General features: G+C 44.0%; 9 protein-coding genes. 3 read left to right on the forward strand and 6 right to left on the reverse strand.

Annotated features, from left to right (window positions below):
• Positions 1 to 6 precede the first annotated feature (6 nt).
• Complete coding sequence (gene pstA, locus J8L84_RS05505) at positions 7 to 1,584, reverse strand: phosphate ABC transporter permease PstA (RefSeq protein WP_211069818.1); 1,578 nt, start codon at positions 1,582 to 1,584, stop codon at positions 7 to 9.
• A complete protein-coding gene (locus J8L84_RS05510) occupies positions 1,577 to 3,760 on the reverse strand; it encodes an ABC transporter permease subunit (RefSeq protein WP_211069819.1) in 2,184 nt (727 codons plus the stop codon). The genes pstA and J8L84_RS05510 overlap by 8 nt, the downstream gene beginning before the upstream one ends.
• A gap of 249 nt (positions 3,761 to 4,009) precedes the next feature.
• Between J8L84_RS05510 and J8L84_RS05515 the strand changes: the two genes are divergently transcribed.
• The 3 genes from J8L84_RS05515 (at position 4,010) to ppx (ending at position 8,331) form a co-directional block, all read left to right on the forward strand.
• Entirely contained in the window at positions 4,010 to 4,516 is a 507-nt protein-coding gene (locus J8L84_RS05515) for an ACT domain-containing protein (protein ID WP_211069820.1), read from the forward strand.
• A 165-nt stretch (positions 4,517 to 4,681) separates the two neighbouring features.
• Complete coding sequence (gene ppk1 / locus J8L84_RS05520; protein WP_211069821.1) at positions 4,682 to 6,763, forward strand: polyphosphate kinase 1; 2,082 nt, start codon at positions 4,682 to 4,684, stop codon at positions 6,761 to 6,763.
• A 38-nt stretch (positions 6,764 to 6,801) separates the two neighbouring features.
• The gene (gene ppx / locus J8L84_RS05525) at positions 6,802 to 8,331 is read left to right on the forward strand and encodes an exopolyphosphatase (RefSeq protein ID WP_211070032.1); all 1,530 of its coding nucleotides are present in this window, start codon (positions 6,802 to 6,804) and stop codon (positions 8,329 to 8,331) included.
• A 98-nt stretch (positions 8,332 to 8,429) separates the two neighbouring features.
• On the opposite strand, the gene J8L84_RS05530 is transcribed toward ppx, so the two are convergent.
• The 4 genes from J8L84_RS05530 to epd all read right to left on the reverse strand — a co-directional run bounded on the left by J8L84_RS05530 (position 8,430) and on the right by epd (position 14,071).
• Positions 8,430 to 10,469: a S9 family peptidase gene (locus tag J8L84_RS05530; protein ID WP_247670607.1), complete on the reverse strand. Its 2,040-nt coding sequence runs from the start codon at positions 10,467 to 10,469 to the stop codon at positions 8,430 to 8,432.
• 316 nt (positions 10,470 to 10,785) lie between these two features.
• A complete protein-coding gene (locus J8L84_RS05535; RefSeq protein WP_057793695.1) occupies positions 10,786 to 11,685 on the reverse strand; it encodes a fructose bisphosphate aldolase in 900 nt (299 codons plus the stop codon).
• A gap of 122 nt (positions 11,686 to 11,807) precedes the next feature.
• Positions 11,808 to 12,983: a phosphoglycerate kinase gene (locus J8L84_RS05540; protein WP_211069823.1), complete on the reverse strand. Its 1,176-nt coding sequence runs from the start codon at positions 12,981 to 12,983 to the stop codon at positions 11,808 to 11,810.
• Between the two features lie 77 nt (positions 12,984 to 13,060).
• On the reverse strand, positions 13,061 to 14,071 hold the full coding sequence (epd, locus tag J8L84_RS05545; protein ID WP_211069824.1) for an erythrose-4-phosphate dehydrogenase: 1,011 nt from the start codon (positions 14,069 to 14,071) through the stop codon (positions 13,061 to 13,063).
• Positions 14,072 to 14,087 lie beyond the last annotated feature (16 nt).

Raw genomic sequence — 14,087 nt, forward strand, 5'->3', positions numbered from 1 at the left:
AAAAGGTTACCCTTGTAAATAGCGCTTTCTTAACCGCGTTCTTAGTATAACTGCAAGCACATTCAATACAAATACCACGATTAGTAGCAGCAAGCAGGCGGCAAACATCATTGAAGAATTCTTCGCATCAGTATGACTATGAAAGGCGCCGTCATAAATGAGTACGCCCAAGTGCATGAATTGTCTTTCTAGATGCAGATACGGGAACTCGCCGTCTATAGGTAGCGTAGGGGCAAATTTGACCGCCCCAACTAACATTAAAGGTGCGACTTCACCAGCCGCCCTCGCAATCGCTAATATAACGCCTGTCATTATTCCAGGTGACGCTATGGGCAGAATGGTTTTAGCGATAGTTTCAACCTTGGTGGCACCGAGGGCATAACTCCCCCGCTTTAACCCCTCGGGTACTCGTCGCAAGCCTTCTTCGGTGGCAACGATAACCACCGGCAAGGTTAAAATAGCCATTGTTAAACTCGCCCAAAATACACCTGGGGTTCCCATGGTGGGTGCAGGCAATTTATCTGCAAAGAAAAGTGCATCTATATTGCCGCCCAAGGTATAAACAAAAAAGCCTAAACCAAAAACCCCATAAACAATTGAAGGAACGCCTGCCATATTGCTAACGCTTATTCTTATGGCGGTGGTAAACGGCGTATCAGGGGCGTATTCACTTAAATAAATCGCTGCCAGCACGCCAAACGGCGTCACTATAATGGTCATTAAAAATACCATTAGCACAGTGCCAAATAGCGCGGGATACACCCCACCAGACGTATTCGCCTGTTTGGGTGAATCAGTCAGGAAGGTCCCGATACGACGCAATGCCACCTGCCACTTTTCAAAATAGTTAAGCTGGCTTACATAATCGACGCTTTTAATTTCAGATACTCGAATAGCGTACGCTTGCGCATTGGCAAAAGTAACACTGAGTTCATATTCGTCTCGCTCTTCCTCTAAGTGGATAACTTCGTGCTGCCAGCGTTCGAACTGCGTCTCTAAGCGCTTTCTTGCCGGCGCATTTTGATCCACACCTTTGCTATCTAGTGATGCCAACGACTCATGAATGGGCGATAGTCGCTCGCTTCTGATTTTCTCTATTTGCGCACTTAGTGCCGATACTCTGTCTTGAATGTCTGAAAACAGCGATAAATCTTCCCGCCGACTGTCCGGTGTGGTTAAAAATTCAGGCTGCCCCAATACGAAGCGCCCATCTTTAATTTTTATTTCGGCACTGCCATAAGCAAGTTCTTTGTTGATGATATGCGCGCTGGCCAACTGCATTTGTGAACCATACGGGCTTTTCTCGTCAGCAAAGTGAACTTGATATATTTGCTCGTTTTCGTCAGCCATATAAAGCTGAGCGAACATCCTATTGTCAGACAGAGCGCTTTCATTGGTTGCAGGAACTTTATAAGTCACATTGTAAATGGGCTCGGGCCAAAAATACGCACCGCCACGAAAGGTGATAAGGAATAACACACTGACCAAAGCAATTAATAATAAGCTCGTGAAAAACGCCGTTAACGATATAACTAACGACTGACGATGAACGGCGTTAAAGCCTCCATTGAAAATATTATTCATAATAAGATCTACTGCGTAGGCGTTGACGAGTAAATTCAGCAATCGTATTTACAACAAAGGTGAAAATAAAGAGTATGCCAGCGGTAAAGAAAAGAATTTGATAATGCGCCGATGACACATCGGCTTCGGGTAATTCTATGGCTAAGTTGGCCGTTAATGCACGTAAGCCCTCAATTAAGCCCCAACTAGATATCGGCGTGTTCCCTGTCACCATAAGTACAATCATGGTTTCCCCAAATGCGCGACCAAATCCAAGCATTATCGCCGCCATAATGCCCGGAAAGGCAACATGCAATACCACATGCTTGAGGGTTTGAAGCCGCGTAGCCCCTAACGCAAACGAGGCGTGCTTTAATTCATCGGGCACACCACCAATGGCATCTTCAGCAATAGAGTAAATACTCGGTGAAATAGCGACGCCCAGCGCTAGCGCCACCACTATCGTCGTTTTACCTATAGGGCTATCAGACTCAGCGGCTAGCATGTCAAAACCATCTACATTAATGACGCTAAAGAACCACTCTGGCGCCCATACCACACTGATATAACCCAGTATAAATACGCCAAGTAACGCAAAGCCTAACTCAGCACCATGTCTAATTTTAGCCGGCAAGCGATCGGCAACGGGGCGTTGAACAAAGGCTACTGCAATTAATACAAATGGAATAACAATAAGAAAAAAAGCAAAAGAGAAAAGAAATTGTTCGGCCATGGGTGATAGCCAAATGGCGGCGATAAAGCCAATAAGTACACTGGGAACCGCTTCAAGCATCTCAATGGCGGGTTTTAGCGCATGGCGAAGTCGCTCTTTGGCAAAAAAGGCGGTGTAAATGGCTGCGCCGATTGCTACTGGAATGGCAATAAATAACGCCAGTAGCGATGCCTTCATGCTACCTATTATTAATGGCGTAAGACTAAACTTCGCTTCTTGGAAGTCGGTGGCGTTTGTGGTTTGCCACACCGTATCTGCGTCGGTATATCCCTCATAATGTTGCGGCGCAAATAGCGAGCGCCACGTAGTAATACCGCTTAGGTGGTTTGCCTGCCAAATGAAAATAGCGTCATCATTATAGCCGTAAAGTCGGTTACCGAACCAAGAGACTGATTGTATAGGTTCGGGTAAATCTATGGTTGTGACCACTTCACCTGATACTCGGTTGATAAATAGTAGGTGTTGTTTATCAGTAAGCGCTGCCACCACATTAATACTGGCATGCTCTTTTATATCAACCAACCGTTCGCCCACATTTAACGAGAACTGGTAAGTTTCAATGAAGCCAAGCTTGTTAGCATCGCGATGTAATACCCACCGGCTAACCTGGTTTGCGTCATCTTGTAGGAAAAAGGTTCTGTCTTTTTCTAGGCTTAAAATAGAAGTGTCGTGGCTGCTGGACTTATTGAACGACGTTAATAGCGAGAGTTCTGATTCATCCTCCAAAAGACGTGAAAGGAACAAATGCCCCTCTTTTTCTACCAACATCATTTGTGCTCCAGGCAACAAATGTACTTTATCAACATTGGCAAAGAACTTATCAATCATTTGCGTGGGGTTAAGTTGATTGACCCAGCGAATAAAAGTACCCGATGGTGTATGTAGCGCTATTGCCGCCCACTTCGATGACAACGCAAAATGCCAGGACGAAGTTTGTGACCAATATTTGCTCGGTAGTGCAAAAGATATTGTTGAGGATGCTAGGCTTGAAGACTGACCTATAGGATCTGAATTATTCGCAATCAATACACTGCGATACGCTAACGACCTGACGGGCACCACGCGAACTTGTCCACCAGCGGAGATATCCACAATTGCATTTTCGCCCATTAATGAGGTAGTCGACAATTGATGATCACAAGGGCGAATATAGTCATGATGCTTAGTGATATTATTATCATTGTAGCCAAATAAGCCAAAGCGGCATTCCTCGCCGCTAATTACCACTAACTGGCCGCCAAGCAAATCGCCGGCGTTTTCAACATGGCTGCCTTGGGGTAATGCGAACTGGTGCTCTTTCTCAATATTAGGCACTAACGCCAAGGGTAAAGCCTGACTAACTAGGTGCGAAATTAAGATAACCAGCGTCAGCAATACCAAACCACCAAAGCCGGTGACGATATACCGCCCCCACCTATCGTTGCGCTGGCGTTTTCTATTAATGCTATCGCTGTAGGAAGTCATTCTTATTTAATAATATTATCAGGTGTAAATTACACTGGTGAGCAGTGTAAGTTTTGTTATGCTAATAGCAAGCGAAAACTTTTAGGTTAATTCGGGTGAATACGCCTAAAGTAGGCTGCCTCAAACACTATTGTTATCAAGGTTTATTAGCAATACTAACCAGTAGCGCTTTTTCAGTGTGACTTATGGTATTACCGTAAAACCACAGTAGCAAACGTATTTCTACAGATTCTGAAATAGGAGTTTCTCATGCAATCGCTCATTATCAGTATTATGGGTAAAGACAAGCCGGGTTTGGTTGATGCGCTAGCTAAGTGCATTTACCAGCACAAAGGCAATTGGCAAGGTTCAAGCTTTGCGCATATGGCAGGCATGTTTACCGGTTTTGTTGAAGTACACGTTCCCGCTGACGAGAACGAAAAACTGGTTGATGCCCTAAATGCCATTTCCGATTTATCGGTTCAGTCTGTGGCCGTGAATACCGCAACCAATACATTAACGAATCAACTTACCGTTGATGTCATGGGTAACGACAAAGCAGGCATAGTGCAAGAGCTAACTTCAGTGCTAAACCAATTTAACCTTAACATCCTCAACTTTTCATCACGTTGCGAAAGCGCGCCTAACTGGGGAAGTTTAATCTTTAAGGCCAATGCGGTTATTGCAGTACCTGAAGATTTTGATGACGATGCATTGCAAGATGCCCTTGAATCGTTGGCGAACGACTTGGTAGTGGACATACAGGCCAAGCAGTAAGGCCGTAGCGACACAATAAGGCCCTAGCGACACAATAAGGTTTCAAACCACCTCGTTGAGGTAAAGGACTACGAATTAACCCTATTATATCTAGGGGTTGTCACAGTAATGTCACTGACTGATGTCAGTCTTTGGCCATTTTAAGAAGTGAAAAAACGATAAATTATGGATAACCCAGAATTATATTATCCCAAAGAGCTTAGTTGGCTAGCATTTAACGAAAGGGTTTTGCAGGAAGCTGCTGATAAAAACAACCCTGTTGTAGAACGTATACGGTTCTTAGGTATTTACTCCAATAATCTTGACGAATTTTATCGTGTTCGTGCTGCTGACGTAAAACGCCAAATTACCATTGCCCAAAATGATGGCAACGAAGAAGAAGCTGAAAAACAAACAGCGTTAATGGCTATTATCCAGCAGAAAGTAGTACAGCTTTCCGACAAGTTCGACCATATCCACAAAGACGTATTAAAAGCGCTTGCACGTTACAACATTCATATTTTGCGAAAGCATGAATTAAATGACTATCAAAAGCAGTGGGTGCGCAATTTCTTTGTGAATAAGGTGCTTCGCCATATAGCCCCAATTATTATTGATAAGAAGATGGACTTGTTAAGCCGACTCAATGGCACATCGGTTTATTTATACGTCGCCCTTCGACGTAAAGACCGCAATACTCGCTATGCGGTTATTCAGGTTCCTACATCTGACATGTCTCGCTTTATGCTTATTCCGCCGGAAAAAAGCCGGAAGAAAAAGCATATTATTATGCTGGATGACATGATTCAGCTTTGCTTAGAAGACATCTTCCGCGGCTTTGTAAAATTTGACGAGGTAGAGTCGTTTTCATTCAAGATGACTCGAGACGCCGAATACTCTATTAATGACGAAATTGACGAAAGCTATGTAGAGAAAATGTCTGAGAGCATGAAACAGCGCTTAATTGCCGAGCCTGTTCGGGTTATTTACGATAACGATATGCCTGAAGATATGATGCAGGATTTGCGTAAGCGTTTACGTATAACCAAGCTCGATACCATGCATGCTGCAGGGCATTATCGTAACTTTAAAGATTTCATTGGCTTTCCAAACGTGGGCCGCGAATACTTAGAGCATGCACCACTACCAGCTATCGACAGTAATGCCTTTTCTAAATTCAATACGGTATTCGATGCCATTACCGCCCACGACATTCTGCTGTACTACCCGTATCACCGATTCCTGCATGTGACTGAATTTGTGCGCCAAGCGGCATTCGACCCTAGCGTAAAAGCTATTCGCATTAATATTTATCGTGTGGCCAGCAACTCTCGTATTATCAACTCGCTAATTGATGCGGTAGACAACGGTAAGAAAGTTACCGTAGTCGTTGAACTTCGCGCCCGTTTCGACGAAGAAGCCAACATTGAGTGGTCTAAACGTATGACTGATGCGGGTATTCGTGTGGTTCTCGGCGTGCCTACCTTAAAGATTCACTCAAAGCTTTGCGTGATCACCCGTGAAGAACGTGGCGCTATGATTAACTATGCGCATTTCGGTACGGGCAACTTCAACGAAAAAACCGCGAAAATCTATACGGACTACAGCTTGTTCACCAGAAACCAAGAATTGGCCAATGAAGCAGTAGCCGTGTTCGATTTAATTCAATATCCGTTCCGCCGGTATAAATTCCAGCATTTACAAATTTCACCTTTAAATGCCAGAACCCGTATTCAGTCGCTGATTCGCCAAGAAATTCAGCATTTGAAAGAAGGCCGTCCAGCGCAAATCACCTTCAAGATTAATAACCTTGTAGATAATGAATTGATGGATGATTTATATCGCGCCAGCCAAGCTGGGGTGAAAATTCGCGGTATCGTGCGTGGTATGTGTTCGTTAATACCTGGCTTAAAAGGTATTAGTGAAAACATCGAAATAATATCTATTGTAGATAGATTCTTAGAACACCCTAGGGTGATGGTATTTGAAGGCGGCGGTGAGAGAAAAGTGTTTATTTCCTCTGCTGACTGGATGACCCGTAACATGGATAATCGCATTGAAGTCGGTTGCCCTATATACGATAAAAACCTGCAACAGCGCATTGTCGATATTATGGATATACAATTCCGTGATACGCTGAAAGCGAGAGTGATTGACAAGGAACAAAGCAACAAGTACGTTGCCCGAGGCAATCGTAAAAAATTACGTTCACAAATAGAAATTTACGACTATCTTGTGAAAGAAGAAGAAAAAGAAGCAGGAAAATAGAACCCTAAATGACTCAGCATGAAATGACTCAGCATGAAATGACTCAGCATGAATCCGTTTTTGATACCGTTGAAAGCCGTGAGGTTAATAAAGTAGCCGCGTTAGATATTGGCTCGAATAGCTTTCACCTTGTGGTAGCGCGTATTGTTGCAGGGTCTGTTCAAATTCTGCACCGAGTTAAGCAAAAAGTGCGATTGGCTGAAGGCTTAGACGACGATAACATCTTGTCTGACGAAGCCATGGAGCGTGGCCTAAAAATGCTACGTATTGTGGCTGAAAGTCTACGCGGTTTTGAACCCGACTCGGTGCGTATTGTGGCCACGCACACACTGCGCAAAGCCAAAAACGCCCACAACTTCATTAATGCTGCAAAAGATATTCTGCCCTACCCCGTAGAAGTAATTTCAGGGGTGGAAGAAGCCCGCCTAATTTACTCTGGCGTAGCACATACTAACCATGCTGATGGTCAGCAACTAGTGGTAGATATTGGCGGTGGGTCTACTGAGTTTGTTATTGGCGAAGGGTTTAACCCACTTATTTGTAGAAGCTTACAAATGGGCTGTGTTAGCTACACTAAGCGCTTCTTCCCAGATGGGACTTTAAAAAACAAAGCTTTTGAGCTGGCCATTACTGCCGCTGAACAAGAGCTTGAATTTATTCAAGATAAGTACCGAAAATTAGGTTGGGTGCAATGTGTAGGTACGTCGGGCACGATTCGCTCGTTGTTCACACTGTGCCAACAAGATAAACCCAACGATCACGATATTCCCGTTACGCTAAAAAGCCTGCGTAACCTAATGAAGCAATTTATTAGTGCAGGCCATATCGACAAACTTAGCTACCCTGATTTAACTGAAGATAGACGCGTGGTTATTGCCGGCGGCTTGGCTATTTTAATTGCAGTATTTAAAGCCTTAGAGATAGATACCTTAGTTTATTCCCCTGCCGCCTTGCGCGAAGGGGTGATTTACCAAATGGAAGATGAACTGCATCATGCCGATATACGGGGTAGAACTGCTAGCAGCTTGGCCACCCGTTATGATGTTGATACCGCACAAGCCACACTAGTGCTTAACACGTCACTTAATCTCTTTAGCCATGCTGAAAAGGCATGGAAACTTAAACATCACGACTTCAAAAGTATGTTGGGTTGGGCGGCGTTGTTGCATGAAGTGGGCATTCAAATTAACTCTCGCGGTGTACAGCGCCACAGTGCCTATATTCTGGCTAACGTAGATATGCCTGGGTTTACGCAAGAACAACAAGAGTTATTAGCTACGCTCGTGCGCTTTCATAGAAAGAAAGTACGGGCTAACGACCTTCCTAATTTTAACTTGTATGATTTAGCAGCGGTTAAAAAGCTTATCGCCTTGCTGCGCATTGGCGCGTTGCTTAATATTAAACGCCAAGAGGGCTTCTTGCCCGATATAGAAATTGATGTAGATAAGAGCGGCTTAAGCCTTACTTTTCCTAAAGATTGGTTAGAAGAAAAGCCCATTTTAGCAGCCGATTTGATTCGAGAAAGTGCCTATTGGAAAGCGTTAGACTTAACGCTTTCTATTAAATAAGCCGGTTTCCGTAGGTCGGGTTACGAATAATAAAAAGGGAGCATTAATGCTCCCTTTTTGCGTTTTACGCTTTAGGTTTTACAACAGCGTGAAATCAATTATTCCTCGTCTTTCTGCTCGGCGGAATACTTCTTAAACCATGCCAATATATTCTCTACCTTGCCTATCATTCGGGAAGGTTTTGAAGCGATGCCATGAGGAGAGCCTGGCACTTTCACTAATACCGTATCCACTTTTTGAAGCTTAAGCGCTTGGTAAAACTGCTCGGCTTCAGATGAAGGCGTGCGCTTATCCTCTGTACCGGTAATCAACATGGTTGGCGTTGTTACATTCCCCACTAGAGAAAGCGGAGAGCGTTCCCAGTAATGCGCGATATTTTCCCATGGTTTAGCGGGAAACTGAAAAGGAATTTGATATAGCCCTGAGTCAGCAGTAAGTACCTTTGAAAGCCAGTTAATAACCGGTTTAGCAACAACAGCGGCTTTAAAGCGGTTAGTTAACCCTATAGCATAAGCTGATGCTATTCCTCCTGCAGAGCCGCCTGTAATAAAGAGCTTCTCAGGGTCGACTAGGCCCTTATCGATAAGCGCATCAACACCAGACATATGATCGGCAAAATCGTACTTAGAACTGTACTTACCTTGCAGTAACAGTGCAAAGCGCTCGCCATAACCCGTGCTACCGCGATGGTTATCATAAAATACAATATATCCTTCAGCGGCCATACGCTGTAGCTCGGCAGTAAACACAGGGCCGTAAGCCAAGTTTGGTCCACCGTGAATCTCTAAAATAAGCGGGTACTTTTTCGTTTCATCGTAATTAGGCGGCAAAATATACCAGCCTTGAATTTCCTCATCGTCAATCGACGAGCGATATACAATTTCATTAACTTCACCAAGCTGCTTATGACCTAGCGCATCTTCGTTCAAAAACGTGAGTTGTTGTTCGTTACGAGTGGTAACAAATACATCTGCGGGGCGATCGGTACGCCCTTTGGTATAAGCCACTACGTTGTCGGAAGCATGGTACATACCAAATACGTAAGGACGCCCTAACGTGGTGCCCCCTAAGCCTTTAGCAACAGATTTAACCTTGCCAGATAGCGTAACAATATCAACCTGAGCAAGGCCGCGTACCGATTGCTGAAAGTAGATACTCTTGTTGCCTTTCCATTGAAAGTTAGACACCGAATTATCGATATCAGCGGTAAGGTTTTTGTGATCAGTACCATCTGCATTCATGATGTATAAATAGCGGTTTTTATACATCACTTTATCGTCACTACGACGTGAATACGCCACATACTTTCCATTCGGTGATACTACCGGAGCGGACTCCGTGCCTTTAAAGTCGGTAAGCTGCTCAATATCACCTTGCATATTTACCGTAAAGATATCGGATTCCACCGGCTCATATTCCCAGTTATCACTGCGATTGGCCGAGAAGTATATTTTTTGCGAATCAGGAGAGAAGCTTACACCTCCCCTATGATGATAATTACCAGAGGTTAGTTGCCTAGCCGTGCCACCATCAGTTGAAACTATAAATATATGCGTATAAGCAGGTTCTAAAATTCCTTTACCGTCAGCTTGATAACGGGCTTTGGTAATGTACTCAAATTTAGGTGCCCACTTTGCGTCTTTCGGCTTCTTAGGCAAATTGACTTTAAGGGGCTTTTCTTCAACATTCACACTCATGGTAAATGCGATATGTTTACCGTTAGGAGACCAGGTGATATTGCCAAGGGATGAAGTTACATTGGTGATTAGGGCTGTTTGCCCTGTATCCATCCAACGCACGTAAAGCTGAGGCTTGCCTTCTTCATTAGACAAATAGGCGAGTCGCTTACCATCTGGCGACCACCTTGGAGAATAGTAACTTTTCTTAGATGATAATAATGGCCGATGAGACTTTCCATCCACTGATGCCAGCCAGATGTTCGAGCGTGTGCTGTCCGACATAATGTCATTGGAGCGGCGAACGTAGGCGACTTGTTTACCATTGGGCGATACCCGTACATCACTCACGTACTCTAAATCAAATATATCTTCAGATTGAAAAAACATATTATTATCAGTGTCTTCATTCTCATCCTCGGCGTATGAGAATGATGAAAGGCCTGTAAAGATGCATAGCAAGAATACGGTTATACGCGTTGTAACACGAAAACCTCGCCTACCTTGCCTGAGCTGGCAATTAACAATTTGAGTTGAAAACATGGAACCCCTGATATTTTTATTGGTGTTTCTTTATCTTACGGAATAAATCATCTGTTTTAAAAATAAACGGTGAGTAAACGTGGTTGTAAGATGAATTTGGGGCCGATTTGGTAAGATTTTGACCTAAACAGGGGGAATGAGTACAAGGGAATCGGAACAGCTAGTAAAAAAGATAGGGGAATGGGTGTAGCTAAAAAAAAGGGGCGCTTTCAGCGCCCCTTTCAATAAAAAAAACTTATGCTTTTGAAGCTTGGTAAATACCTTCAATTGCACCATCTAGTGTAGCTGCAAACTCGTCATCAGATTGTTTGTCAGAAACACCTTCAGTTAGCGCTCTAGAGAAACTTGCGATAATGCCTTGGTTTTCTGAAAGCTTCGCATTGGCTTCTTCACGGTTGTAACCGCCAGACAACGCTACCACTTTAAGTACACGAGGGTGATCAACAAGCTCTTTGTAGAAGTTAGCTTCATTAGGCAGTGTTAGCTTTAACATCACTTCTTGGCCTTCGCTCAACAAATTAAGCTGAGTGAGAATTTCAAGTTTAAGCAGTGCTTCTGCTTCCGCTTTTTGAGGGCTATGAATATCCACTTCAGGCTCAATGATAGGCACTAAACCTGCTGCGATAATTTGCTTACCTACTTCAAACTGCTGCTCTACCACATCTTTGATACCTTGATGATTTGCCAGTTTTACCACTGAACGCATCTTAGTACCAAAAACATCTTGCGCAACGGCTTTAGCCAGTAACGCATCTAGACCAACAATCGGCTTCATCACCTGTACACCGTTGCTCTCTTCAACAAGCCCTTTATCCACTTTCAAGAAAGGAATAACGCGCTTCTTCTGCCACAGATAGTGCGCAGTAGACATGCCTTCAATTTCACGGTCTAGGGTATTTTCAAATAAAATAGCGCCTAAAACCCGCTCGCCACTGAAAGGGGTGCTGGTGATAATACGTGTACGCATTTGGTGAACAAGGTTAAACATTTCTTCGTCAGAACTGTATTCTGACTCTTCAATGCCATATAAACGTAGCGCTTTTGGTGTACTTCCGCCGCTTTGATCCAAAGCTGCAATAAAACCAACCTGCGTTTTAAGTTTATCTAGCATGGCCTGCTGTGCTTGTGATGCCATTGCAACACTCCTTTTTTATAATACTGCTCTAAGAACAGGTGTAGGGTTTATCGTTATATGCCGACGTACTTCAATGTATCGCCGGCGAAAATCGGAATCGATTTTTTAGTAGTCTGCTAATTTTATTTGTTTTTTTCTTCTAGCATGGCTACTGCAGGTAATGTTTTGCCTTCTAAAAACTCTAGAAACGCACCACCACCTGTAGAGATATAAGATATCTTATCAGCGATTTCATATTTATCTACTGCTGCCAGTGTATCACCACCACCTGCAATTGAGAACGCATCGCTATCAGCAATAGCCTCGGCTAACGCCTTTGTACCTGCACTGAACTGTTCAAATTCAAATACACCTACTGGGCCATTCCATACAATAGTACCCGCATTTTTAATAATGCTTTCAAGGGCTTTTGATGAATCAGGGCCGATATCAAAAATCATATCATCGTCAGCGACATCACTAACGGCTTTAAGTGTTGCTTCTGTATTTTCATCGAAAGCTTTACCCACTACTACATCGGTAGGTACTGGAATATTCCCGCCATTGGCGACTGCATCGCTCATTAACTGCTTCGCTTGCTCAGTTAAATCCATTTCTACCAAAGACTTACCTACGTTATGACCTTGCGCGGCAATAAACGTATTGGCAATACCGCCGCCAACAATAAGTTGGTCAACTTTTTCAGCTAAGGTTTTAAGTACGGTAAGTTTCGTCGAAACTTTAGAACCGCCTACAATCGCAACCATAGGGCGTTTAGGATTATCTAACGCTTTGCCTAGGGCATCTAGCTCTGCCGCAAGAAGTGGGCCTGCACACGCTTTAGTGGCAAATTTTGCCACACCGTGGGTAGACGCTTGTGCGCGGTGGGCGGTGCCAAATGCGTCCATTACGAAGATATCGCAAAGGGCTGCATATTGCTTTGATAGGGTTTCGTCGTCGCTTTTCTCGCCTTCATTAAAGCGTACGTTTTCTAGAATAACCAAAGAACCTGGTGCTACATCAACACCGTCTAAATAGTCTTTTTCTAGGGTAACCGGTACGTCTAACGCGTCGTTCAAATAATTCACAACAGGCTGAAGTGAGAATTCTTCCGCTGGCTCGCCTTCTGTAGGGCGGCCTAAATGTGACATTACCATTACCGCAGCACCAGCATCTAGCGCCGCTTTAATAGTTGGGATGGAAGCTTTAATACGCGCATCAGAGGTCACTACGCCATCTTTTACTGGCACGTTTAAGTCTTGTCTAATTAATACGCGCTGACCGTTTAAGGCCAAATCACTCATACTTGGAATTGCCATTGTCTTTCCCTTGTTAATCGAATAACTGTGAAAGCTGCCAAGGCTGGCGCTACCAACCTTGGCAGCAAAATTCTTAATTAGCTTGCGTCATACATTGCTTGCGCGGTGTCGAGCATTCTGTTTGCAAAACCCCATTCGTTGTCACACCACACCAGTGTTTTTACCAGTTGCTTATGACTAACGCGGGTTTGCGTACCATCCACAATACAAGAATGAGGATCGTGATTGAAATCAACAGAAACTAGCGGCTCTTCAGTATAATCTAAAATACCCTGCAATCGCCCTGCTTTCACTCGCTTCAATGCCTGATTAACGTCAGCAATAGTTACTTGCGTACTTAAGGTTACACTTAAATCCATTGCAGTAACATTAATGGTTGGCACCCGTACCGCAATAGCTTCAAATTTACCTGCAAATTTAGGCAAAATACGTTCTATTCCCGCGGCTAACCGTGTGTCTACTGGAATAATAGACTGACTGGCTGCGCGAGTACGACGTAAATCGGGGTGGTAAGCATCGATAACTTGCTGATCGTGCATAGATGCGTGAATAGTGGTAATCGTTCCGCTTTCAACCCCAAAGGCTGCGTCTAGCGCTTGAATAACCGGCACAATGCAGTTGGTTGTACACGACCCATTAGACACCAACTTATGCTCCGCTTTTAGCGTGTCATCGTTGGTACCAAAAATCACGGTATTGTCTAAATCGGGGGAACCCGGAGAAGAGAAGAGCACTTTACCTGCCCCCGCATTAATATGCGATTGACCTGACACCCTATCATCAAACTTACCTGTACATTCCAGTACAATATCCACCCCAATTTCTCGCCAAGGCAGTAAGTTAATATCAGGTTGTGCTAACAAGCGAATAGCATCGCCTGCTACGTTTAGTGTGTTGTTATCTAGTGCCACATCAAAACCGAACCGCCCATGGGCGGTATCGTATTTTAATAAGTGAGCAATACCTTCTGGCTTAGCGACATCATTAATCGCAACCACGTTGAAGTGGCTATTGCGTCCGCTTTCATAAAGCGCACGCAATACATTGCGACCAATACGACCAAACCCGTTTATGGCAATGTTTACCATAGACTGCGGCGACCTC

The organism is Alteromonas sp. MMG017, assembly GCF_018100795.1.
GTDB lineage: Bacteria > Pseudomonadota > Gammaproteobacteria > Enterobacterales > Alteromonadaceae > Alteromonas.

Bases quoted from the DNA above. Each gene is read 5' to 3' on its own strand.
- pstA (WP_211069818.1), bottom strand. From the start codon at position 1,584: ATGAATAATATTTTCAATGGAGGCTTTAACGCCGTTCATCGTCAGTCG.
- J8L84_RS05510 (WP_211069819.1), bottom strand. From the start codon at position 3,760: ATGACTTCCTACAGCGATAGCATTAATAGAAAACGCCAGCGCAACGAT.
- J8L84_RS05515 (WP_211069820.1), top strand. From the start codon at position 4,010: ATGCAATCGCTCATTATCAGTATTATGGGTAAAGACAAGCCGGGTTTG.
- ppk1 (WP_211069821.1), top strand. From the start codon at position 4,682: ATGGATAACCCAGAATTATATTATCCCAAAGAGCTTAGTTGGCTAGCA.
- ppx (WP_211070032.1), top strand. From the start codon at position 6,802: ATGACTCAGCATGAATCCGTTTTTGATACCGTTGAAAGCCGTGAGGTT.
- J8L84_RS05535 (WP_057793695.1), bottom strand. From the start codon at position 11,685: ATGGCATCACAAGCACAGCAGGCCATGCTAGATAAACTTAAAACGCAG.
- J8L84_RS05540 (WP_211069823.1), bottom strand. From the start codon at position 12,983: ATGGCAATTCCAAGTATGAGTGATTTGGCCTTAAACGGTCAGCGCGTA.
- epd (WP_211069824.1), bottom strand. From the start codon at position 14,071: ATGGTAAACATTGCCATAAACGGGTTTGGTCGTATTGGTCGCAATGTA.